Source organism: Streptomyces sp. NPDC086147 (genome assembly GCF_040702165.1).
In the GTDB taxonomy this organism is placed as follows: Bacteria; Actinomycetota; Actinomycetes; order Streptomycetales; family Streptomycetaceae; genus Streptomyces.
Genome location: NZ_JBFBJO010000013.1, coordinates 43,712 through 66,475, shown reverse-complemented (window position 1 = coordinate 66,475; position 22,764 = coordinate 43,712). Strand labels below are relative to the sequence as shown.

The window sequence follows — 22,764 nt, the reverse complement described above, 5'->3', positions numbered from 1 at the left end:
CCCGCTCACTCGCCGCCCGGCAGCGAGCCGGACAGCCGGAGCAGCTCGACGAAGGCGTCGATGCCGGCGGGCACCGGCCAGTCGAGGTCGCGCATCGCGGCGAGGTCGGCGGCGGCGCGGGCGGCGACGTCGGGCACGCCCGCGTCCACGGCCTTGGCGAGGACCGCCCAGGCCGCCTCCCACCGGGACCGGGTGAGGTCGCCCTGCACGGCCGCCACCACGGCGATGAGGAAGGCCAGCTGCCGGTCGCCGCGCTCGGGCAGCGCGAAGGCGTCCGGATCGGCCAGGACCCGGTCCGGGTCGGGCAGGTCGAGGTGTTCAAGGTACGAGAGCAGTTCGATCCCGGCCGCCTCGCCCACGGCGCCGGTGAGCGCGGCGGCCAGCGCCTCCCGGCCCGTCGAGGCCGCGTACGCCGTGGCCAGCAGCCGCAGGGCCATCTCCCAGGTGCGGGGGGAGGGCCAGCCGCGGCCCCGCCCGGCGGCCTCGGCCGGCATGTGGTGGACCAGGCCCGGACGGGCGGTGAGGAAACCTGAGACGGCGCCGCGGGCCCGGGCGACCGCTCCGGGGACCCTGGCGGGATCGACGGCCGGGATCGCCACCTCGGGCCAGGTGCCGGCCATGCCGCGGGCGACGGTGCGCGGGTCGTGCCGCCACTCCAGGTGTACGAAGCGGTTGGCGAGCGGCGGGCTCAGGTGCCAGCCGTCCGCGGCGCTGGCGGGCGGATTGGCCGCCGCGACGATCCGTACGGCCGCCGGGAGTTCGAGGCTGCCGACCCGGCGCTCCAGGACCACCCGCAGCAGGGCCGCCTGCACGGCCGGCGGGGCGGAGGACAACTCGTCGAAGAACAGCAGTCCGTGACCGGTCCGGGCGAGGCGCACCGCCCAGTCCGGCGGGGCCATGGGGACGCCGGTGGCGGCCGGGTCCTCGCCCACGACGGGCAGCCCGGCGAAGTCGGAGGGCTCGTGGACGCTGGCGATGACGGTCTCCAGCCGCACGCCGAGCGCGGCGGCGAGCCGCTCCATGCCGGCGGACTTGCCGATGCCCGGCTCGCCCCACAGCAGGACCGGCTGATTGGCCGTCACCGCCACCGCCAGCGTCTCCACCTGGGGATCGGTGGCCGGCTCGGTGCGGGTGGCGCCGAGCAGGGCCCCCAGGGCGTCGGCGGCCGCCAGGGCCCGGAGCGTACTCATGCCTCGTCCTCGTCGTGCTCGTTCTCCGCGCGGTGCTCCAGGAGCTGTTCGAACCCCCTGGAGCCGAGCTCGGGGAACTCCTCGTCGACGCGGTCCCGCAGGAAGGCCAGGTCGGCGCGCTTGTAGCGGCGGATCTCCTGGGACAGCGACAGGTCCGTCCCGTCGACGACGTCGATCCGGGAGCCGGCCGCGAGCAGGGCCCCGACCAGCTCCGCCGAACCGCCCCAGTGCACGGCGGACAGCAGCGGGGTGCGCCCTTCCTTGTCCCGCGCCTCCAGGTCGAGTCCGGCCGCCAGCAGCCGGGGCAGCAGCGCGTCGTGGTCGAGCAGGTGGAGCGAGTGCAGCAGCCCGCGGCCGCGGGTGTCCCGGACCCGGGGGTCCACCCCCGCGTCGAGGAGCGCCACCACGCCCGGCGTGTCGCCGTGCTGGGCCCGCAGGAAGAGCTCGCGCCGCTGCTCCCCGAGGGCGCGCGGCAGCCGTCCCTCGCCCGTGGTCCAGGACCGCTGCGCGGCGAAGCACCCCGACACCGCGCCGCCGAACGCCCGCAGGGCACGCTCCCGCCGCTGCTCCTCGGGGGTGTGGGGCACGTCGAGCGCCCCGCCCCGCGAGCGCACCTCGTGCCACTCGCCGCGGCAGCGCACCCGTACCGGCCCGCCCGCGTCGGGGGCGGGCGGACCCGCCGCCGGTCCGGCGCCGGGGAACAGCGCGGCGGAGACCAGCGGGTGCAGGGCGTGCGGGGAGATCCGGCCGGTCCGCACCAGTTCGAGGTCGGGGAGCCGCTGCCAGGTGTACCGGGGCAGGGCCGGGACGGTCGACGCCGCACGCCGCTCGACGGTCCGGGCCCGCAGCCCACCGGTCACGGTGCGTTCGAGGACGACGGGGGACCACCAGCCGCTCTCGATGCGGTAGGGGCCTCCCGCGCCGGCCGCCGCGAGCCGCGCCACCTCCGGCACGAGCCGGGTGAGGTCGGCGGCCAGTCGCGCGAAGACCGCCTCGGGGTCCGTCGGGCGCTGGTACGGCCGCGTGGCGGGCTCGGTGAGGTCGCACTCGATGCCCGCCGCCGCGTAGACCTCGACCGTCCTCCCCTCGGCGCGCAGCCGGGCGACCCGCTCGGCGAGGCCGTCCGGGACGGCGAAGCGCTCGCCCAGCTCGGACGCGTGCCGGGCGTCCCAGAACGGCCGGATCACGGTCCAGTCCTCCCGGACGAGGGCGAGCCCCGCGTACCGGGTCCGCTTCTCGGGGACGAGCGGCGCGCAGTGCAGGCGCAGCCGCTGCGGGCCCTCGGTCGTGGCGGGCGTGGTGACCGAGAGGACCGGCCCTCCGGGGCCGCCGTAGGAGGCGAGCAGGATCCTCAGGCCGGTGGCGAGGGTGGTGCGGCCGCCCAGGACCCGCGGCAGGTGCCAGCGCAGCAGGTCCGGGGCCAGGTGCCGCAGGTCCTCGGCCACGTCGGCGGCCACGTCGGCGCCGTGGCGGGCCGCCACCTCGGGCAGCTCGAAGCGGACGTCCACGGCGGCGGTCGCGCAGGCCGCCCGCCAGTCACCGGCCAGCCGGTGCCCGGTGGCCCGCTCGATCATCCAGCCGGGCACGGCGTAGCGCCGGATCCGCTGCCACACCGGACCGTCCTCAGGACCGAAACCGCCGTGCGGTCCGGCGTTCTCCGCGCTCACCGGTACACGCTGCCGATGGCGCGCAGGTCCGGGTGGGCGGGCCGGGACGGGCGGAGCCGCGCGGAGAAGGAGCGCTTCACGCGGCGGGGCAGGCCGGGGCCCAGGCCGACGTACTCCAGAGGACCGTCCGCGGGCACCGCCGCGAGCAGGCTCTTCGCGCCGCGTCCGGTGAGGCCGGTGTGGCGCAGTTCCAGGCGGCGCAGCGGGCTGCCGGGGAGGGCGGCGGCCAGGGCGTACGCCCCTGCGTCGCCCGGCTCGTTGCCGGGGGCGCCGAGGCTGCGCTCCGACAGGGTCCGCCCGAGGTCGAGCGCTTCGACGCCGCCGAGGGAGGCGGCCAGGGCGCGCACTCCGGCGGCGCCGATGCCGTTGCCGCCGAGGCCGAGGCGGACCGGGTGCGCGGAGCCGTCCGCGGCGGAGGCGAGGGCCGCGGCGCCCTCGTCCCCGAGGTGGTTGGCGGAGACGTACAGCTCGCGCACCCCCGCCTGCCGGATCAGGGCGGCGAGGAGCGGGGCGGCTTCGGGGCCGAGGCCGTTGCCGCCGAGGAAGAGCCGCTCCAGGGGCCGTTCGCGCTCCAGGAGCGCGTCGAGCAGCAGGCGTACGCCGCCGGTGCCGATCCCGGTGTTGACCAGGTCGAGGGTGTGCAGGGCGGTGTTGCGGCGGAGGAGCGCGGCCAGGATCCGGGCGCCGTCCTCGAAGAGCGGGTTGCGCTTGAGCCAGAGGGCGCGGACGGTGGTGTCGCCCGTCAGGGCGGCGGCGAGCGCGCCGACCCCTTCGGGGCCGATCCGGTTGCAGCCGAGGTAGAGGGTGCGCAGCCCGTGCCCGCCGGCGAGGGCCCCGGCCAGGGAGGCGGCCCCCGTGTCGCCGATGGCGTTGGTGCCGAGCAGCAGGTGGGCGGCGTGCGCGGAGGCGGTGGCGGCCGGAAGGAGCCGGGCCGCGCCGGCCGGGCCGAGTCCCTGTTTGCAGAGGTCGACGCGGCCGTCGGTGCGCAGGGTGCCCAGCGGGAAGGCCTCGTCGGTCTCGACGGGCCGGTCCGACGCGAGCCGGGCGAGCAGCGGATCGAGGCGGGCCGGATCGGCGGGAGGCAGGTCGGGGTGCTCGATCGCGGGGCACCGCACGGGTGTCGGCTGGGTCATCACCACTCCACCGGTTTCCTGCGCCGGTGCCCGGCGTCCGTCACGGCCTGAAGACGAGAACTGCGGAAGCAGACGCAAGACCGGTCGGATTCGAACCGACGTCCTCCAGCTCGATGCGTGGGCGCGACGACCTCTGCGCTACGGCCTTGCTGCCGGTGATCATACGCGCCCGACGACCGGTAATCGATCACCAGTTTGACGGCCGCTTCCACCCCCGGGGCCGCCGTCCGGAGCGTCGGTAATCGGCCGTACTGAATGGCCGTTCGGTAAACCGGACGCGTATGCGAGCAGGTCGGCGACCGCCGACGAGGGGGAACCGTCCGGCGCGGAGCGCGTGCGGGGCCGTGCCGACGGCTCCCCGCACCACGTCTGAACTGCCACGACGCCTTCTCGATCACCGATAACCGAGCCCGAGTGTCCGAATAACGGTCGTGAAGGTGCGGTAGCTCTGCGTGTCAGACACACTCCGAAGCGCAAGATGAGCGGGAATCGCAGGAGAAACACCGCTCACTTCCTTCGATACGAAAGAGAATCTTCCCGTGCTTCGTCGTTCCGCCGCAATTTTCGCGGCCACCCTTCTCTGTCTCGTCGGCGCCGCCGGTGCCGCGGAAGCCGGCTCCACCAGCCTGTACGCCCCCTCCGCCGTCGTCCTCTCGGTCGGCAAGGGCGCCGACTCCGGCCCGGTCACCGTCCTCCGCGCCGTCACGCTCAGCTGCATGCCCGGCCCCGGCGGCACGCACCCCGACCCGGAGGCCGCCTGCACCGAACTCAAGACCCGGTTCGCGGGCGGCGGGTTCGACGGCCTGCTGGCCTCCCCGAACCCCGACCGGGCGTGCCCGCAGCACTTCGACCCCGTCACCGTCACCGTGGACGGCGTCTGGGAGGGGACCCGCACGTCCTGGCAGCACACCTTCTCCAACGCCTGCATCATGGGCGTCACCCTGAACGGCGGGGAAGCCTTCGCGTTCTGAGCGCGCGTCGGCCGACGGCGGGGGAGGCGGGTCGTGACGGGGGCCCGTGACGGGGACGGCTCGCGAGGCGCGACGGTTCGCGATACGGGACGGGGCGGGACCGGAGCCGGAGCCGGGACCTCGGCCGGATGGAGCAGCGGGAAGGCGCGGGATGACGGGGTGTCCGATGCTGGGGCCGGACCCCACGCGCCGGACGCCCGGCGCCCCACCGAGAAGGAGCCCCCGTGTCGGCACGCCCCGGAGCCCGTTCCCGCCCGCGCGCACGGCTGCGCCTGGCCGTCGCCGCCCTCGTCGGCGCCCTCTCGGGGGCCCTGGCGCTGGGCGGCGCCGGCCAGGCCGCGCAGGCGACCGGCACGCCCCCGTCCCCGGACAAGGTTCTGCAACGGCAGCTCGACGACCTCGTCCGGACGGCCGGCGGGCCGCCCGGTGTGATCGTCCTGATGCAGACGGGCGACCGGACGACGGTCCACCGGGCCGGCGTGGCCGACACGAGGACCGGCAGGCCGCCCCGGGCGGACGAGTACATGCGCCTCGCGAGCGTCTCCAAGGCGTACAGCGGGGCGGTCGCCCTGCGCCTGGTCGACCGGCACCGCCTCGGCCTGGACGACACGATCGGCCGCCGCCTCCCCGCCCTGCCCAAGGCCTGGCACAAGGTGACCCTCCGGCAGCTCCTCAGCCACACCAGCGGGCTGCCCGACTTCTCGACCGCCCCGGCGTTCCTGGAGATCCTGACCGCGGACCCGAGGCACCGCTTCGACTCGCGCCGGCTGCTCGACTTCGTCGCCGACCGGAACCTGCTCTTCCCGCCGGGGTCGCGGTACGCGTACTCGAACTCCGACAACATCGCCGTCGCGCTGATGGCGGAGGCGGTGACCGGACGGCCGTACGAGCAACTGCTCGAACAGCTCGTGTACCGGCCCCTCGACCTCCGGCAGACCCTCCTCCCGCAGGGCTACCGGATGCCGAGGCCGTACCTGCACGGCTACGACGTCATGCCGCCCGCCCCGCCCGAGGACATCAGCGAGGCCCTCAGCGCCTCCGGCGTGTGGGCCTCCGGCGGCATCGTGGCCACCCCCGAGGACCTGAACGCCTTCGTCCGGGCCTGGGCGGGCGGTCGCGGCTACCTCTCCGAGGAGGTACGGAACCAGCAGCGCCGCTTCATCCCCGGCGCCGCCTCGGAGCCCGCCGGACCCGGAACCAACGCGGGCGGCCTGGCGATCTTCCGGTACGAGACCCGGTGCGGCACCGTCTACGGCCACACCGGCAACTTCCCCGGCTACACCCAGCTCGCCGCCGCGACGGCGGACGGCAGGCGGTCCCTGACCTTCTCGATCAACACCCAGACCAGCAAGAGCCTCAAGCCGGAGCTGCTGGCCAAGGTCCGCGCCGTCCAGGAGAACTTCGTCTGCGCCCTGCTGCGGCGCTGAGCCCCGCCCCCGTCCGGGGCGCGCAACAAACCGCTGGAGACGAGACGGCGCGTCTTATTACGGTGGGGGCATGGCTTTCCTCTTCTTCGTCTGAGTCCGGGCACGGCCGACGCCGCCGTCTCTGCCGACCGCAGACCCTTCGTACCCCCGAGGAAAGCCCCATGCGCCACCGCGCCCCCACCGTCCTGCCCGCCACGGCTCCCGTTCCCACCGTGGCGCAGCTCTCCGTCAGGAACGCCACCAAGTCCTACGGCACCCGGACCGTCCTCGACCAGGTCTCCCTCACCGTCCGACCGGGCGAGAAGGCCGCCGTCGTCGGCGAGAACGGCTCCGGGAAGTCCACCCTCCTGCGGCTGCTCGCCGCGGCCGAGACGCCGGACGCCGGGGAGGTCACCGTCGCCTTCCCCGGCGGCGTCGGCCACCTCGCCCAGACCCTCGACCTCGACGCCGCCCACACCGTGCAGGACGCCGTCGACCTCGCCCTGACCGAACTGCGCGCCATGGAGCGGAGGCTCCGCGCGGCGGAGGAGACCCTCGCGGACGCGTCGGACGAGCAACTCGCCGCCTACGGCGAGCTGCTCGTCGCGTACGAGGAGCGCGGCGGATACGAGGCGGACGCCCGGGTGGACGCCGCGGCACACGCCCTCGGCCTCGCCCGGATCACCCGCGACCGCCCGCTCGGCTCCCTGTCCGGCGGCGAGCAGGCACGGCTCGCGCTCGCCTGTGTCCTGGCCGCGGCCCCCGAACTGCTGCTCCTGGACGAACCGACCAACCACCTCGACGCGGCGGCCGCCCACTGGCTGGCGCAACAACTGCGCGCCCACCGCGGCACCGTCGTCGCGGTCACCCACGACCGCGCCTTCCTGGAGCGCGTCGCCACCACGATCCTGGAGGTCGACCGCGACGAGCGCACCGTGCGCCGGTACGGCGACGGCTGGTCCGGCTACCGCTCCGCGAAGGCCGCCGCCCGGCGGGGCGCGGAGCAGCGGTACGCCGACTGGGCCCAGGAGGTGGCCCGCACGGAGGAACTGCTCGACGCCGCGGCGAGGCGGCTCTCCACCGCCGGCCGCGACCCGAAACAGGGCTTCGGCAAGCACCGCCGGTCCAGCGAGGCCAAGCTCGGCGGCCAGGTGCGCTCCGCCCGGGAGCACCTGGCCCGGCTGCGCCGCCACCCGGTGCCGAAGCCCCCGGCGCCGCTCCGCTTCACGACGGCGCTTTCGACGGCGCTCCCGACGGCGGACGGCCCGGCCCCGGGCCCCCTCGCCGAGCTCGACGGCGTACGGGTCGGGGAGCGGCTGCGCCTGGACGGACTCCTGACGATCGCGCCCGGGCAGCGGCTGCTGGTCACGGGCGAGAACGGCGCGGGCAAGACGACGCTGCTGCGCGTCCTGGCGGGCGACCTGGAGCCGGACGCGGGCACGGCACGCCGCCCCGCCCGGATCGGCTGTCTCGCGCAGGAACTGCCCGCGCGCTCCACGCGACTCCCGCTGCTCGCCGCGTTCGCCGCCGGACGGCCCGGAGCGCCGGACGAGCACGCCGAACGGCTCCTGTCCCTGGGCCTGTTCCGCGAGGAGGACCTGCACGTCCCGGTCGCCGCCCTGTCCGTGGGACAGCGGCGGAGGCTCCAGATCGCGACCCTGGTGACCCGGCCCGCCGACCTCCTCGTCCTCGACGAGCCGACCAACCACCTCGCCCTCGACCTGGTCGAGGACCTTCAGGACGCGCTCGCGGCGTACCCCGGGGCGGTGGTCGCGGTCTCGCACGACGACGGCTTCCGCGCACGCTTCGAAGGGGAGCGGCTGGAGCTGCGCGCGGGGCGCAGGAGCTGACCCGGACGGGCCCGGTCCCTCCTGCGCGGGGGCGCAGGAATTGCAGCGGCATGCCGACGGGGCGAGGCTGGGAACCCGCAGCTTGAAGTGGAGCAGCCAGTTATGAGCAATCTGGTCGTGGTCGGGGTGGACGGCTCGGCGATGAGCCTCACCGCCGTGGAGGCGGCCGCCGAGGAGGCGGCGCTGCGCGGTGCGAAGCTGCGCGTGGTCCACGTCGAGGTCCCGATCAAGCCCAGGTACGTGGTGCCGGACCCCGCTTCCGCGACCCTGGTCCAGGAGGCGGCGGTCCACGCCCTCGGCACGGCGCCCGACCTCGCGGTGACCAAGGCCGTGGTGACGGGCGACGTGATCCACGTGCTGGAGGCCGAGTCGCAGGCCGCCGACCTGATGGTCGTCGGCTCCAGGGGACTGGGCGGCATCACGGGCGTCCTCCTCGGCTCCACCCCGGTGTCCCTGGCCGCCCGCAGCCACTGCCCCGTGATGACCGTCCGCGAGGAGCACGGGGCGTCCGGCGGCACGGGGCCGGTCCTCCTGGGGGTCGACGGCTCTCCGGACAGCGAGGAGGCCGTCGACGTCGCCTTCGCCGAGGCGGCGCGGCGCCGGACCGAGCTCGTGGCGGTGCACGCCTGGCAGCCGGACAAGGCCGCGCCCGACACGACCTCCGAGTCCGCGGCGCGCTCGCTGGCCCGCGCGCTCGCCGGCCGCGCGGACACCCATCCGGACGTCACCGTCCGACGCGACCTGGTGGACGGCAAGCCGCACGAGGTCCTGATCGAGGCGAGCAGGGCGGCGCAACTGCTGGTCGTCGGCGCCCGCGGTCGCAGCGGCATCGCCGGCCTGCTCCTGGGCTCGGTGAGCCAGGCCGCGATGACGTACGCGCACTGCCCCGTCGTCACCGTCCGCCGGGCGGCGTAGGGCGTGTCCGGCGGATCATGGCCGGGTCCGCCGGACAGGCTTCGGACCGCCCGCGGCACGACGGCGAGTCACCCTCTCGGGCGACAGGACGAGAGCCGAACGCCTGGCTGATTCCTCCGCTCCGGTGAAAGACCACGTCTTCGGTCCTCTTCGCGAAAAACAGCCCGTGACCTGCCCCATCCATGATCGTTACTCGCTGTGTCGCCACCTCACGGCGACGACGCCTCCGCTCCTTTCGGACGGCCGGTGGCGTACGGGAACGGGTCGTAGCGGGGAAAGGACTGCCGATGGGCGGCTGGATCAGTGTCGGTCTGGGAGCCGCGGCGGCCCTGTGCCCGCTGCCTCAGCACGGCGGCGCGACGGTCGTCATGGAGCACACCCCGACCACCGACCACCTGGTGGTGTGCGCTCCTGACGTGTGGGTCGACATGGGCCACGGCCACCCGGAACCGCCCCGGCCGGCGTCCGCCCTCCCGTCCGCCTGCCACTCCTCGGCGCCGCAGGCGCCCGTACCTCCGCCCGCACCGCGCCCCTCGGTACCGCCATCGCCCGCGCCCGCACCCGCGCCGCGACCCCCGGCACCGTCCTCGCCCGCGCCGGCGGTCGAGCCGATCGTGACGTCCCCGCTCCGGCCGGCTCCGTCGACCGCCCGCCACGCGGCACCCCGAGCCGCCGCGCCGAGGCCCGTAGAGCGCATCGAGTCCGTCGAGGAGCTCGCGCCCCCGGCTGACCCGGTGCCCGACGCCACCCCGGCCCCGACCACGACCTCGACTCCGAACTCGGCCTCTGCTCCGGTTCCGGCGAAGGTCCGGCAGGCCTTCCGCTGGGTACCGCGCCTGCACTACACCGGCGGCCCCACCCGTCCGGCCCCGGCCGGGATGTCGACGACCATGACCACGGTCGTCATCACCCTCCCGGGCGTTCTCGCCGCGGCCGCCCTGCGCCCCGGGTCCCGCCGCCGCAGCCGCGCCTGACGCCCGGCACCCCTCCTTCCCCCTCCCTCCTTCTCCCCTCATCCGTCCTGGAGTTGCGCTGTGCCGGAATGGCTCGTCTACACCCTCGCCTCAGTCCTGGTCTGCTTGCTCGTCATCGCGACGACCGTCATGCGGCACCGCCGGGTGGACGTGGACGAGGACACCTCCGAGACCCCGGACGTCCTGGAGTACATGGTCATGATGGTCGGCGTCGTCTACGCCATCGTGCTCGGCCTGGCGATCGCCGGCGTGTGGGAGGCCCGTGGCGCGGCCGAGGACACCGTCCAGCGCGAGGCCCAGGCCCTGTACGAGATCGACCAGCGGCTCGACGTCTACCCGGCGGCCTTCCGCGCCCAGGTCAAGGAGCACATCGACGCCTACGCCCGGCACGCCGTCACCAGCGAATGGCCCGCCATGAAGGACGGCGTGCCCGTCGACACCACCGGCGCGAGCCTGCTCGGCCGCATCCGCAGCGACATCGCCCACCACACCCCGGCCGACGAACTGCAGGCCCAGGCCTACCAGCCGCTGCTCGACCAGGTCGCCGCCGCCGACGACGCCCGCCACCAGCGCCTGGACAGCGCCGGCACCACGCTGCCCGGCGCGGTCTGGTTCGGTCTTGTCGCCGGTGCCGTGGTCACCCTCGGCCTGCTCTACACCCTGCAGATCCGCCGCTCCGCCCGCGAACTGCTGCTGGCCACCACCTTCAGCTCCCTGGTGGTCTTCCTGCTCTTCCTCGTCTGGAGCTTCGACGCCCCCTTCGGCCACTCCGGCACCGACTCCGCCCAGCCGTTGAGCGACCTGATCACCCCGACCGCCTGACCCCTGCCCGGGGCGAAAGGCCCGAGCGATCAAGGGACTTGACCTCAACCGCAGTCGAGGTCGGAGGCTGATGGCATGACCGACATCGTCACCGGCCTCCGGCCGACCGCATTGCCCGACCCCACCCGTCCGGACGCGGGCCTCGTCCTGGCGTCCCTGTGGCACACCGAAGGACCCGAGCAGCAGCAGAAGGTCATGTCCGGCGTCATGGACGCCTGGGAGGAGGCCCGGCTGCCGGCCGCGTACCTGGCGCGACACTGCCTGGCGGGTTCCGACGGCCGGACGATCCTCAACTTCGCCCAGTGGACGGATTCCGGAGCCCACCGGGCCTTCGCCGCCGACCCGCGCAACCAGCAGACCCTCGGCAGCGCCGTCCAGGCGCTCTACTCGGCCGGCCCGCCGGGCCGTTACGCCCCCCACCGCCTCACCCGCCGGAACGACGGAACCGCCCGCTGCTTCACCGCGACGTGGTACGACACCGAGGACGCCGGGGCGGCCCGCTCGCTCGCCGACGCACGGGCCGGGCTCGACCCCGCCTTCCCGGCCTCCCCGAACGCGGTGACGGAGTGCTTCTACGTCGCCGAGGACGGACGGCAGCTCCTCGTGCTCACCGGTTTCGAGGACGAACCGGCCGCAGGGCTCCGGTTCCGGCCGTTCCGGGGCCTTGTACGGCCGGCGGGCCGGGAAGGCTGACCGCGGGCGGACGGCGCTCCCGGGTCACTCCTCCCCGGAGAACCGTTCCCAGGCCGACTGGCGGGTGATGCCGAGGGCCTGGCCGATCCTGGCCCAGGTCACGCCGCGCCGCCGGAGTTCCGTGACCCACATGCGCAGATCGGCCTCGATCTGGTCGGCGACGGCCGCGACCCGCGGCAGCCGTTCCAGCATCTGGGCATCGGTCAGTTCGCCCCACATCGGCATCCGCAGCTCGGTCGGGCCCGGCCGGTACTCGGCCACGATCGAGGCGGCCAGGTCCACGCACTCGGTGCAGATGTTCACCCCGGGCCCGGCGACCAGCTTGGTCACCTCCGCCTCGGGCTTGGCGCAGAACGAGCACGCCCGGCCGTCCCGGTCCGTCGTTTCGGCGAGCACGGCGCAACCTCCTCCACCGACGACCCGCTTGTCAGGCCGTCCCTGACGGCCAGCTTAAGGACGTCAGGGACGGCCTGACAAGCGGAGTGGACGCGCTGCCCGGCGCCCGCGCGCCACGTGGCCGGGCGTCAGCCGATGGTGACGACGCGTGCCCAGGCGGGGGGCGTGTCGGGGACGTAGTCGGGGTCCTCCTCGTTCACGGCGCGGGCGCACCGTGGGAAGAGGCCGACGACGGTGCGGCAGGGCGGCTGCGCGGAGGGCCAGGGCGTCTGGCCGTCCGTCAGGGCGACGATGACGTCCGGGCGGGGCCGGGCACGGAGCGCCCGGGCGAAACCGGAGCGCAGATCCGTGCCGCCGCCACCGATCAGCTCGATGTTCTCCGCACGGCAGAGCGGCACGGCGACACCGGCCGCCGCGTCGCAGGAGATCACCGAGACCAGGTCGCGCCGCCCGCCCACCGCCCGCGAGATCGCCGCCACTTCCAGGAGCGCGCCGCCCAGTTCGGCGTCGCTCACCGACCCCGAGGTGTCGATGACCACGCAGACCCTGGGCGGCATGCGGTGCAGGCTCGGCAGCACCACGTCCGGGACACCGGCCGAACGCCGGGACGGACGCCGGTAACTGTGGTTCTCACCCACCCCGGGCGCCCCCGCGGCCGAACGGATCGCGGCCCCCAGCAGGCGCCGCCACGGCTGCGGCGTGTGGAACGCCTCCTCCGCCCACCGGCGCCACCCCTCCGGCGCGTCGCCCGGCCGGCCCTTGATGCCCTCCGCGACCCGGAAGCGCACCGCGTCCCGCTGCTGCCTGCTCAGCCCGTGGGCCCCGTCGGGCCCCAGCTCCCACGGCCGCCCGTGGCCGTCGGCGCCGCTGCCGCAGTCCAGCCAGGCCAGGCCGGCGAGCCCGGACAGCGAGGCCGTCCGCAGGTACTCCTCCATCAGCAGGCCCTCGGGCAGCCGCAGCAGCGACGGCAGCACCGCTCCGGCCGGCCGGATCAGCCCGTCGCCGTAGATGTCGTCGTTGATCTCGAAGTCGGCGGCGATGTTGCGCCGCAGCCGCTCTCCCGGTCCGTGCTCGCCGGACTCCTTCGCGTACCGCTCGCCCCGGCCGTGGTGGTCCCGGAGCAGGTGGGAGACCTCGTGCACCCAGACGCCCGCCAGCTCCTCCACCGGAGTGGACGCCACGAAGCGCGGGGAGACGTAACAGCGCCAGTACGCGTCCACCGCCATCGTCGGCACCGAACGGTCCTCCACCACGTGCAACGCGAAGAGCGCACCCGCCAGATAGGGCCGCACCTTGACGGCGTGCAGCCGGGCGGCCAGCAACTTGTCAATGTCCAGGGCGGGTCCGGCCGCACCGGCCGACCCGCCGGAACGGGACACGCCGTCGGGCCCGGCCGACTCGCCGTAACCGCCCCGCCCGCCGTAATCGCCCGGCCGTATCGACGCGGTGGCCCGCACCGGGCGCGGTGGCGGGAGAGGGGCCATCGGACGGGGGAGCGGGGGCGGGAGCTTCCGGTGCGGCGCCCGGGACCGCGCGGTCCCCGTCATCGGTGCGCCCCCGCCGTACGCCCGGCGCCGGCCGCGGCGGTGGCCCGTCCCACCGACCGGTCCGCGCGCCGGGCGAGACCGACCACTCCGGCAAGCCGCTCCACCGACGCGGGGATCTCCCAGTCGTCGCGACGCAGCGCGGCCAGCGTCGTCGCCGGGGCGACGAGCAGGTCCGGGGCACCGGTCTCCAGGGCCCGGACCAGCACGGCCCAGCCGGCCTCCCACCGCTCCCGCTCAGGGCGCGCGCCGACGGCGGCCACCACCGCCTCAAGCGCCGCCTGGCGCAGGTCGCCGCGCCCCGGCAGTTCGGCGGAGGCCGGATCGGCCAGCAGCGACTCGGGGTCCGGCAGGTCCATCCGGTCCAGATGGGCCATGAGTTCGAGCCCCGGACCGTCCCCCACCACTCCCCGTACCAGCAGCGCCAGCACCTCCCGCGACACGGAGGCCGCCGTTCCGAAGGCGAGGAGGGTCAGCGCTGCCTCCCAGCTCCGGGGCGAGGGCCAGGCGCCCCCGCGCCGCGTCTCGGTGCTCGGCAGCCGGTGGATCAGCGTCGGCCGGACCTTCAGGAAGCCGCAGACCGCGCGGCGGGCGAAGGCCACCGCCTCCGGCAGCCTCTCCGGAGCCAGCCGGGGCAGCTCCGCCCGCGGCCAGACCCCGCCGAGACCGCGGACCACCACCTCCTGGTCGTGCACCCAGTACAGGTGCACGAACCGGTTGGCCAGCGGCGGGCTCAGCTCCCATCCGTCCGCCGCCGACGCCCGGGGGTTGGCGGCGGCCACGATCCGCACGCCCGGCGGCAGCCGCAGCGTGCCGACCCGCCGCTCCAGGACGACCCGGAGCAGCGCGGCCTGCACGGCGGGGGTGGCGGTGGAGAGCTCGTCGAGGAAGAGCAGGCCCCGCCCGGCGCGCACGAGTTCCACGGCCCACTGCGGCGGGGCCATCGGCACCCCCCGCACCTCCGGGTCGTCGCCCACGATGGGCAGCCCGGAGAAGTCGGACGGCTCGTGGACGCTGGCGATGACGGTGGTCAGCGGCAGGTCGAGGGAGTCGGCGAGCTGGGTCAGGGCCGCGGTCTTGCCGATGCCGGGTTCGCCCCAGAGCAGGACGGGCAGGTCGGCGGCGACGGCCAGGGTGAGCGCTTCGAGCTGCTCGTCGGGACGGGGCTCGGTCGTCGTCGTCCGCAGGAGTCCGAGGAGGTCGTCGGCCAGGGCGAGGCGGGTGCCGACCGCGGGGGAGGGGACGGGGGCGGGCACGGGGGTACTGAACGTCATGGGCATCACCTGAGGGGATCGAGGGAACGGGACGACCCGTCCCGGACGGTGTGGGACATGGAAGCGCTCGAAGCGCGGTACGGGCTGAGGAGCCCGGGGAGCGGAGGAGCCCGGAAGCCGGAAGAACTCAAGAGGGCGGAAGGGTCCGGAGGAACTCGTAAGAGGGCGGAGGAACTTGTAAGAGTCCGGAAGGACCCCGAGGGGGATCGGAGCAGTTCAGAGGGGTTGGAGAGTGGGCGAGCCGGTCACCGGAACAGCGCGGTCCGGGGCCGGGACAGGCCGTTCCGCTTGAGGCGCATCACTTGGGGCGTGCGGCGGTCGAGCCGGGGACGCCGGCCCGTCTCCGAGGCGTTTCCGCCGTCCGCCGCGCCGGCGCCCACACCGGCGGCGGGGTGTTCGGGCACGAGGCCCGCGCGGAAGAGGCCGTGGTCGACGCGCCGGGCCGCGGCGGACACCAGCTCCTCCCGGAGCGGGCCGTCGCGCAGGACCGCGTCGGGACCGAGGAGACCCGTCACGACGGCCAGCGCCCCGGAGACGTCGCCGTGTCCGAGCCGTTCCCGGACCGCGGGCAGGGCCTCCGGGCTGCGGTGCACCCCGTCGATCACCCGCAGGCAGGGCAGCGCCGGACCGCCGAGGGCCACGAGCAGCTCCTCCCGGCGCAGAGTGACCGGATCGTGGTCGATCGCGGCCAGCACCCCGTTCCTCAGCGCGATCCGGTGGACCTCGCCCCGGCACTCCACCCGGTGCGGATCGTCGGGCTCGTGGAAGAGACCGGACGCCACCGGAGGGACGGCGGGGACGCACCCCGCCAGGGCCCCGGCGACCAGGGGGTGCAGCCGCTCGGGCGTGATCAGCCCCGCGCGCAGCAGCTCCAGGTCGGGAAGGGTCCGGGCCGCCGCCTCCGGCAGTACGGGAAGCGCCGCCACCACCTGCTGCGGCAACGGCTCCCGCCGCGGTGCGAGGACCGGGACGTGGCCGTCGTCGGGAGCGACGAGTCGGAACACGGCCCGCCGCCCCGCACCGGACCGTACGGTGAAGGCCCCGCGCGGGCCGAACCCCTCGGCCCGCGACAGCGACTCCGCTTCGGCCGCCCACCGGGCGACCGCCCAGGAGCCGTCCCGGGCGAAGGAGGCGTCGAGCCACGCGGGCGGCGGCGCCGTGGACGGCGGTCCGTCCGCGCCGCACCGCCGCGCCAGGTCACCGGCCCGCTCCGCGTCCCAGAGGTGCCGGTGCAGGTCGAGCCGGAAGCGCCGGTCGGGATGCGGGTGCGGGTGGACGTACGGAGTGCGGCCGGGAACGTCGTTCCCGGATCCCTCCCACACGGCGAGCGACATCCGCTGTCCGGCGTCCGCCCAGGCCGGCGGGGTGCGGACCACCAGGCTCAGCGGCACGGCACCCGCGTCCCCGTAACGGGCCAGCACCGTGGTGAGACCGGGCCGGAGCCGTCCGTCGGGGGTGATGCGGGGCATGTGCCAGCGGAGCAGGTCCGGTGCCAGGCGCCGCAGATCGGCACGGAGCCGAGCTGCTCGAACAGTGCCGTGGCGGTCGGCCACGGCGCGCAGATCGAAGTCGACGTCGATGCGGGCGGCGGCGCAGGCCCCCGCCCAGTCACCGACCGCACGGCGTGCGGTCGCGGTCTCGATCATGGACGGTGGCACGGCGTACCGGCGTACGCGCTGCCACATCAGAAGGCGGGTCGGAATCTCGTTCGCGAGGTGGTGTGCCATCAGCACTCACCTTGCGTGAACGAGTCCCCCAATCGGTACGAGGAGAAGTTCTTCATCCCCCGCATCGTAACCCGACGCCGTTCGATTCCACCTGCGGTTTTTTCGGAGGGCGAAAGGCGGTTCTCCGGAGGTCGGACGACACCCGGCGGACGGCTCTCACCCTCGCGGGTGATCCCGGGCGGTCAAACGGGGCGCGCGGAGCACCGGGCGTACGAGCGGGGCCGCGGGCACGCCCCCTCGCGCCACCGGGCGCCGTTGGGGCGCGACCCTCCACGGGCAGGATCGCCGGGGACAGCGACAGAAAGGCCCACCGTGGCAAGTGAGTTCCAGCGCGACAAGCTCGTCGGCATGTTCCGCGCGTTCGACGCCGACGACAACGGCTACCTCGACCAGGGCGACTTCCGGGCCCTCGCGGAACGCTGGAGGGCCCTGCCCCGCGTGCGACCGGATTCCGAACTGGCCGCGCGCGTGGACGCGCTCATGCTGGGCTGGTGGGACCACCTCGCGGCCCATGTGGACACGGACGGGGACGGCAGGATCGACCTGGACGAACTCCTCGCCATGGTGGATCTGCTGCCCACGATGCGCGAGGTCGTCGCCGCGACCGCCGAGACCGTCTTCGACGCCGTCGACGAGAACGGCGACGGCCGGATCTCCCCCGCCGAGCACCAGCGGCTGGTCGACACCTGGCACGGCGGGCGCGTCGACGTCGCCGACGTCTTCTACCTCCTCGACCAGGACGGAGACGGCTACCTCAGCCGGCCGGAGTTCACCGAGCTGTGGGTCCAGTTCTGGATCAGCGACGACCCGGCCGAGCCGGGCAACCAGCTGTGCGGGACGGTGCCGACCCGCACCTGACGGGTCCGCCCGGCACTCCGCTCGACGGCCGCGCCCGGCACGGAACGCCGAAGGGCACGAGGGTGGTTCCGAGGGAAACGGGGGCGGCTCCGGGGGCGCGGGGGCGACTCCGATGTGCGAAGACGGGTGTGCCGCGGTGCGGGAGTCTGGGATCGTGGGGGCGACAGCATCGGCGGATCGACGACGGCCGCCCGTAGCCAGGGAGGGGCCCACCGTGCCAACACGCGCACCCAGGGCGGCGGGCGGCGAACCGGCCACCGAGGTGAGCACGCCGCTCTACCAGCTGAAGGCCGAGTTCTTCAAGACCCTCGGCCACCCGGTCCGCATACGGGTCCTGGAGCTGCTCAGCGTCCGCGAGCACGCCGTCTCCGAGCTGCTCCTCGAAGTGGGCGTGGAGCCGGCGGCGCTGTCCCAGCAACTGGCCGTGCTGCGCAGGTCGAACCTCGTCCTGACGCGCCGCGAGGGCGTCAGCGTGTACTACCGCCTGGTCAACGACGAGGTCGCCGAGCTCCTCCGGGTCGCGCGCGGCATCCTCACCGGGGTGCTCCAGGGCCAGGCCGCGCTCCTCGCGGACCTGGACGCCTCGGCCCGCCGCTGACCGCCCGACGGGGCTGCCCTGCCCACGTGTTCGGGCGAAACGCCTCCGTCGAACGGGCGGGGTGGGTAGCGTCGCACCGACCGGGCGCGCGAAGACGCCCGGCATATCCACTACGGAAGGCGGCAGCCCATGGCGAACGTGGAAGTCTCTCTCAAGGAGATCATGACCCGGGTGGAAGGCAGTCTCGCCGCCGCGGTGGGCGACCACACCAGCGGCATGACCCTGGGGTCCCTCGGCGGCGGACGCGACTTCGACGTCCACGTCGCGGTCGCGGCGAACACCGACGTGATCCGGGCCAAGGTCCACACCATGGAACTCCTCGGCCTCCAGGAGCAGATCGACGACATCCTCATCACCCTGGGCAACCAATACCACCTGATCACCCTCGGGAAGGGGCGGGGCAAGAGCAATCTCTTCCTCTACCTCGTCCTCGACAAGCACAAGGCCAACCTCGCCATGGCCCGGCACCAACTGCGCCGCGTCGAAGAGGAGATGGAGGTCTGACCCCCTTCCGTCCTTCACATGCCCAAGACTTGCAAAAATTTGAAATTCTCTACGAAGGGATTTCCTGAAGTCTGAAGGCTCGGCCCGCACGGGCCCGCCCACGACGGCCGACGGGAAGGACGCGCCCGCCCCTCCCGTCGGCCGGCTCCGTCAGTGGCGGGGGCCCACCGTCCGGGCGCCCGCGCGGACGGTGATGGCGAGCGCCGGACAGGAGTCGGCGGCGTCCAGGGCCCGTTCGTCCTCGGCGATCTCCGGACGCACCGCCTCCGCCGTGTCACCCTCCAGCCGGTACAGGTCCGGGGCGAGCCCGGCGCACATGCCCGAGCCCATGCACATCTCCCGGTCGACCTCGGTGGTCCAGCCCGTCGCGCTCACCAGCCCACCGGCATCTCGCGCGGACCGCGCACCAGCATCTGGTTCTTCCAGCGGACGTCCCCCGCCAGGTGCAGTCCGGGGAAGCGGTTCAGGAGCGCCAGGATCGCCTCCTGGAGCTCCAGACGGGCGAGCGGCGCCCCCAGGCAGTGGTGGACGCCGTGCCCGAAGCCGAGGTGCTGGACGCCGGTGCGGGTGACGTCGAGCCGCCCGGGGCCGGTGAACTTCAGGGCGTCGTGGTTGGCGGCGCCGATCGCCACGAGCACCGGTTCTCCGGCCCGGACCAGGGTGCCGCCCACCTCGACGTCCTCGGTGGCGTAGCGGGGGAAGGCGGCGCCGCTGCCGAGCGGGACGAACCGCAGCAGTTCCTCGACGGCCCCCTTGATCAGGTCGGGCCTCTCGCGCAGCAGGGCGAGCTGGTCCGGGTGGTCGAGCAGGGCGTGGACGAAGTTGGGGATCTGGCTGGCCGTCGTCTCGTGCCCCGCGACGAGGATGCCCACGCACAGGTCGATCAGCTCCAGCTCGGTGAGCCGGTCGCCGGTGTCGCGGGCCTCGATCAGACCGGTCATCAGATCCGGGCGCGGACGGGCCCGGTGGTCCTCGACGAGCGCCGCCATGTAGGCGCGCAGCTCCTCGCGGCTGCGCCAGAACTCCTCGGCGGTCAGCGAACTCGTGGACAGGGCCGCGTCGCTCCACACCCGGAACTTCGGGCGGTCCTCCTCCGGTACGCCGAGCATCCGGCAGATGACCGCGACCGGGATGGGCAGCGCGTACGACTCCACGAGGTCGGCCGGCGGTCCCGCGGCCTCCATCTCGTCGAGGAGCCCGTGGGCCAGCTCGCGCACCTGGGGCCGCAGCTTCTCGACCTGGTGGACCGTGAACGCCTTGGCGACCAGCGTGCGCAGCCGGGTGTGGCCGGGCGGGTCCATGCCGAGGATGCCGGTGTCCTGCTGCGCCTCGGACTGGCGGGGCTCGTCGTGCTTGAGGGACTCGGCGCGGCTGAAGCGCCGGTCGCCGAGGACCAGGCGGGCGTCGGCGTAGCGGGTGGCGAGCCAGGCGGGCTCGCCGTACGCCATCCGGATGCGTAACAGCCCGGGCCGCTCCAGCGCTTCGGTGTACGCCTCGGCGAGGCCGAGTCCTTCGGGCTCGTTGAACGGATAGGCCAGGGGAGTGGGGTCGGTCGTCGCGGTCATGGGACGCCTCCGTTGTGTAAGCGAGTGCTTACAGAACCTAGGGTGGTCGCCAGAGGCGGTCAATGGGGCCGTTCGCGCCGTTCGGGTGGCCGACGGCGGGGCGCGGAGGTGGCGGGGATGGCGCGGACAAGAGCCGGGGGCACGGGGACGGCCGGAGCGGAGCGGCCCGTACGGGAGGCCGGGACGCCCGACGACGGCGCACCGGAGGAGGGGATACGGGCCGGTGGCGCGCGGGGCGGCGCCACCCGGGAGCGGCTGCTCGCCGCGGCGTCGGCCCTCTTCGCCGAGCGCGGGTACGACCGGACGACGGTACGGGAGATCGCCGCCCGGGCCGGGGCGAACCAGGCCCTGCTGTTCCGGTACTTCGGCTCCAAACAGGCCCTGTTCGGCGAGGTGGTCGCGCAGGGCGGCCACGAGCAGCTGCGGACCACCCCGCCGGAACGGCTGGCGGAAGCGGTGCTGCGCAGCCTGCTCCATCCGCCGGCGGACCCGGCCGGCGCTCCGGGAGCGAGCCGGTCGCTGAAGACGATGCTGCGCTCGGTGGGCGGCGGCGACGAGGTCTCCGCGGCGGTGGCCGCGCTGGGCGACGCGTACGCCAGGGCCCTGGCGGAGCTGAGCACGCGGCACGACGCGGCACTGCGGGCGGACCTCGCCCTGTCGTGGCTGCTGGGCATCGGCCTGACGCGGGTGGTCGTGGGCAAGCGGCCCCTGGCGGAGGCGGACCCGGACGAGGTCTGCCGACTGGTCCTCGGGACGCTCGGCCACCTCCTGGACGGCCTTCCCGGGGACGCGACCGGCGACTGAGGTCCGGGATCCGCTTCCGGGACGATCAGCGGGCGGGAGCCGGAGGGAGACCACCCGGGCCCATGCAGCGGGCGCCCTCCTCCTCCACGCGCCGGCGCAGTTCCCGGTCGGCCGTGACGACCAGGCACGGTCGCCCGTTCGCGCCCCGGACCAGCTCGACGATCAGGTCGTCACCGCTGCCGGGAGCCTCCTCGACCCGCACACCGGGCACGGAAGCGACGCCCCGGGCCCGCCCCTCGACGACCAGCACGACGTCGTACGGGCCCGGGTGGGGGCCGTCGGCCGGGCCGCCGGTGGCGGCGAGCCGGTCGCGCAACCGCTCGGCGGCCCCGCGCCGGTCGCGCCACCAGCCGTCGGGCACCGATCCCACGACATTGGCACCGTCCACCACCAGCAGGGGGCGGGGGAGTGGATCCTCAGGGTTCATCGCCCCAGGATGTCAGGACCCGGACCCGGCCCGCGGCTCACTCCGGCCGCGCCGCCTCCTCGGCCTGCAGGGCGATCTGCTCCAGCACGGCCTTCGGGTCGGCGGACGGCGCGACCGCCTTGCCGATGTTCCGCTTGATGGTGTTGCTGACCTGCAACCAGGACGGATCGTTGACCGGGTAGAGCTGCGCGCTGCGCAGCGCGCCCAGGAACTGCTCGGTGCTGGGGTCCGCCGCCGTGCCCCGGGACGCCTGGGTGGCGGACACCGTCGACGGCAGCAGGTGGTAGCGCTCGGCGAACTTGTTGAGGTTCTCGTCCTCGTAGACGAAGTTCAGGAACGAGCCCACCAGCTCGCGGTTGCCCTCGTGCCTGAAGGCCATCATCCAGTCGGCGACGCCCGCCGTCGGCGGCACCTCCCCGTCCTCCAGCGTGTCCGACACGGGCATGCGCAGCGTGCCGACCTTCATGCCCTTCGCCCTCGCCTCGTGGAGGAGCGAGGGGTAGCCGTTGAGCATCCCGACGTCGCCGCGCAGGAAGGCGGCGAAGGCGTCCTGCCGGTTGAGCTCGGCCGGCGGGACCGGGCCGGTCAGTCCCGGCCCGACCAGGTTGTCCTTGATCCAGCGGAACGTCTGCGCGTTCCGCTCGGACGCGAGGCTGTACTTCCCGCTCACGTCGGTGTACCCGCCGCCGTTGCTGAGTTCCCAGATCAGGGCCTCGGCGTGCGCCTCCTCGGGGCCGAGCGGCAGCGCGTACGGAGAGGCCACGCCCGCCTCCTTCAGCGCCTCGGCGGCGCGCTTCAGCTCCGACCAGGTCTTCGGCGGCTTCGCACCGGCCCCGTCGAACAGCTCCTCGTTGTAGAAGAGCAGCCGGCTGCTGGCCACGAAGGGCAGGCCGTAGAGGGTGTTGTCGATCGAGCCCGCCTTCACCAGCGGCGGCAGGAAGTTCGCCTCCGCCCTGATCGACAGCACCTCCTCGGCGGGATAGAGGCGGCCCTGCGCGGCGAAGTCGGAGTACGCGCCCAGCAGGGCCACGTCCGGAGCGTCGCCCTCCTCGACCATGCGGGTGACCTCGCGGTCGACCTCGGCCCACGGGTAGAGCGTCACCTCGACCTTCTTGCCGGGGTGGGCGGCGGTGAAGGCGGCGGCCAGCCCGTCCCAGTACGCACGGGAACCGCTCGCCGCACCGTTGCCGTACTCGGGTGCCACCAGGCGCAGCGTCGTCCCGCCGCTCCCGGACGCGCCGCAGGCGGTGACGAGGGAGCCCAGCAGTCCGAACGCGGCCACGGAAGCGGTCATGCCGAAGAGTCTTGGTCGCACGAGTATTTCCTCTGAGTCCTTTGGGTGGTGCGACCGGGATTCTTCCTGCTCAGGCGGCAAATTGCGCCCCCTACCGAACGGTTGTGCCATAACTCCAAGCGAAAGGTTTCCGCATGGTGCTTTCGAATATG

The 22,764-nt window shown here is 74.5% G+C and carries 22 protein-coding genes and 1 pseudogene; 11 read left to right on the top strand and 12 right to left on the bottom strand.

What is annotated here, in order from left to right:
• Positions 1–5: 5 nt before the first annotated feature.
• The 4 genes and pseudogenes from AB0398_RS25065 to AB0398_RS25050 all read right to left on the bottom strand — a co-directional run bounded on the left by AB0398_RS25065 (position 6) and on the right by AB0398_RS25050 (position 4,138).
• Positions 6–1,190 (bottom strand): AAA family ATPase, encoded by a 1,185-nt coding sequence (locus AB0398_RS25065; RefSeq protein ID WP_366377867.1) that lies wholly within the window; start codon positions 1,188–1,190, stop codon positions 6–8.
• Positions 1,187–2,857 (bottom strand): ankyrin repeat domain-containing protein, encoded by a 1,671-nt coding sequence (locus AB0398_RS25060; protein ID WP_366377866.1) that lies wholly within the window; start codon positions 2,855–2,857, stop codon positions 1,187–1,189. The genes AB0398_RS25065 and AB0398_RS25060 overlap by 4 nt, the downstream gene beginning before the upstream one ends.
• Positions 2,854–3,990 carry a gala protein gene (locus AB0398_RS25055; RefSeq protein WP_366377865.1) on the bottom strand — a complete coding sequence of 379 codons (1,137 nt, stop codon included), beginning with the start codon at positions 3,988–3,990 and terminating at the stop codon, positions 2,854–2,856. Before AB0398_RS25055 ends, AB0398_RS25060 begins: the two co-directional genes overlap by 4 nt.
• Positions 3,991–4,065: 75 nt before the next feature.
• Positions 4,066–4,138 (bottom strand): annotated as a pseudogene (locus AB0398_RS25050).
• Positions 4,139–4,529: 391 nt separating this feature from the next.
• Here AB0398_RS25050 and AB0398_RS25045 point away from each other — a divergent pair.
• The 7 genes from AB0398_RS25045 to AB0398_RS25015 all read left to right on the top strand — a co-directional run bounded on the left by AB0398_RS25045 (position 4,530) and on the right by AB0398_RS25015 (position 11,621).
• The gene (locus tag AB0398_RS25045) at positions 4,530–4,961 is read left to right on the top strand and encodes a subtilase-type protease inhibitor (RefSeq protein ID WP_366377864.1); all 432 of its coding nucleotides are present in this window, start codon (positions 4,530–4,532) and stop codon (positions 4,959–4,961) included.
• A 224-nt stretch (positions 4,962–5,185) separates the two neighbouring features.
• Positions 5,186–6,388: a serine hydrolase domain-containing protein gene (locus tag AB0398_RS25040; RefSeq protein WP_366377863.1), complete on the top strand. Its 1,203-nt coding sequence runs from the start codon at positions 5,186–5,188 to the stop codon at positions 6,386–6,388.
• 161 nt (positions 6,389–6,549) lie between these two features.
• On the top strand, positions 6,550–8,217 hold the full coding sequence (gene abc-f / locus AB0398_RS25035) for a ribosomal protection-like ABC-F family protein (RefSeq protein WP_366377862.1): 1,668 nt from the start codon (positions 6,550–6,552) through the stop codon (positions 8,215–8,217).
• Positions 8,218–8,319: 102 nt separating this feature from the next.
• Entirely contained in the window at positions 8,320–9,132 is an 813-nt protein-coding gene (locus AB0398_RS25030) for a universal stress protein (protein ID WP_366377861.1), read from the top strand.
• A gap of 287 nt (positions 9,133–9,419) precedes the next feature.
• The gene (locus AB0398_RS25025) at positions 9,420–10,106 is read left to right on the top strand and encodes a hypothetical protein (protein ID WP_366377860.1); all 687 of its coding nucleotides are present in this window, start codon (positions 9,420–9,422) and stop codon (positions 10,104–10,106) included.
• Positions 10,107–10,166: 60 nt separating this feature from the next.
• On the top strand, positions 10,167–10,928 hold the full coding sequence (locus AB0398_RS25020; RefSeq protein ID WP_366377859.1) for a hypothetical protein: 762 nt from the start codon (positions 10,167–10,169) through the stop codon (positions 10,926–10,928).
• 75 nt (positions 10,929–11,003) lie between these two features.
• A complete protein-coding gene (locus tag AB0398_RS25015; protein ID WP_366377858.1) occupies positions 11,004–11,621 on the top strand; it encodes a hypothetical protein in 618 nt (205 codons plus the stop codon).
• Between the two features lie 24 nt (positions 11,622–11,645).
• Here AB0398_RS25015 and AB0398_RS25010 read toward each other — a convergent pair whose 3' ends face one another.
• The 4 genes from AB0398_RS25010 to AB0398_RS24995 form a co-directional block, all read right to left on the bottom strand.
• Positions 11,646–12,017 (bottom strand): ClpX C4-type zinc finger protein, encoded by a 372-nt coding sequence (locus tag AB0398_RS25010; RefSeq protein ID WP_366377857.1) that lies wholly within the window; start codon positions 12,015–12,017, stop codon positions 11,646–11,648.
• 128 nt (positions 12,018–12,145) lie between these two features.
• Positions 12,146–13,348, bottom strand: coding sequence for a VWA-like domain-containing protein (locus AB0398_RS25005; protein WP_366377936.1), 1,203 nt, complete (start codon positions 13,346–13,348; stop codon positions 12,146–12,148).
• A 212-nt stretch (positions 13,349–13,560) separates the two neighbouring features.
• Positions 13,561–14,835, bottom strand: coding sequence for a MoxR family ATPase (locus tag AB0398_RS25000; protein WP_366377856.1), 1,275 nt, complete (start codon positions 14,833–14,835; stop codon positions 13,561–13,563).
• 245 nt (positions 14,836–15,080) lie between these two features.
• On the bottom strand, positions 15,081–16,562 hold the full coding sequence (locus tag AB0398_RS24995; protein WP_366377855.1) for a hypothetical protein: 1,482 nt from the start codon (positions 16,560–16,562) through the stop codon (positions 15,081–15,083).
• A gap of 312 nt (positions 16,563–16,874) precedes the next feature.
• Between AB0398_RS24995 and AB0398_RS24990 the strand changes: the two genes are divergently transcribed.
• The 3 genes from AB0398_RS24990 to AB0398_RS24980 all read left to right on the top strand — a co-directional run bounded on the left by AB0398_RS24990 (position 16,875) and on the right by AB0398_RS24980 (position 18,522).
• A complete protein-coding gene (locus AB0398_RS24990; RefSeq protein ID WP_366377854.1) occupies positions 16,875–17,420 on the top strand; it encodes an EF-hand domain-containing protein in 546 nt (181 codons plus the stop codon).
• 262 nt (positions 17,421–17,682) lie between these two features.
• Entirely contained in the window at positions 17,683–18,018 is a 336-nt protein-coding gene (locus AB0398_RS24985) for a metalloregulator ArsR/SmtB family transcription factor (RefSeq protein ID WP_366377935.1), read from the top strand.
• A 129-nt stretch (positions 18,019–18,147) separates the two neighbouring features.
• On the top strand, positions 18,148–18,522 hold the full coding sequence (locus tag AB0398_RS24980; RefSeq protein ID WP_366377853.1) for a hypothetical protein: 375 nt from the start codon (positions 18,148–18,150) through the stop codon (positions 18,520–18,522).
• Between the two features lie 150 nt (positions 18,523–18,672).
• On the opposite strand, the gene AB0398_RS24975 is transcribed toward AB0398_RS24980, so the two are convergent.
• Positions 18,673–18,897 carry a ferredoxin gene (locus tag AB0398_RS24975; protein WP_366377852.1) on the bottom strand — a complete coding sequence of 75 codons (225 nt, stop codon included), beginning with the start codon at positions 18,895–18,897 and terminating at the stop codon, positions 18,673–18,675.
• A complete protein-coding gene (locus tag AB0398_RS24970) occupies positions 18,894–20,087 on the bottom strand; it encodes a cytochrome P450 (RefSeq protein ID WP_366377851.1) in 1,194 nt (397 codons plus the stop codon). Before AB0398_RS24970 ends, AB0398_RS24975 begins: the two co-directional genes overlap by 4 nt.
• Positions 20,088–20,204: 117 nt before the next feature.
• Here AB0398_RS24970 and AB0398_RS24965 point away from each other — a divergent pair, with 117 nt between their 5' ends.
• Positions 20,205–20,891 carry a TetR family transcriptional regulator gene (locus AB0398_RS24965; RefSeq protein ID WP_366377850.1) on the top strand — a complete coding sequence of 229 codons (687 nt, stop codon included), beginning with the start codon at positions 20,205–20,207 and terminating at the stop codon, positions 20,889–20,891.
• 25 nt (positions 20,892–20,916) lie between these two features.
• On the opposite strand, the gene AB0398_RS24960 is transcribed toward AB0398_RS24965, so the two are convergent.
• Together AB0398_RS24960 and AB0398_RS24955 are read right to left on the bottom strand one after the other, a co-directional pair.
• The gene (locus AB0398_RS24960) at positions 20,917–21,318 is read right to left on the bottom strand and encodes an NTP pyrophosphohydrolase (protein WP_366377849.1); all 402 of its coding nucleotides are present in this window, start codon (positions 21,316–21,318) and stop codon (positions 20,917–20,919) included.
• 37 nt (positions 21,319–21,355) lie between these two features.
• On the bottom strand, positions 21,356–22,612 hold the full coding sequence (locus AB0398_RS24955) for an extracellular solute-binding protein (RefSeq protein WP_366377848.1): 1,257 nt from the start codon (positions 22,610–22,612) through the stop codon (positions 21,356–21,358).
• Positions 22,613–22,764: the final 152 nt, after the last annotated feature.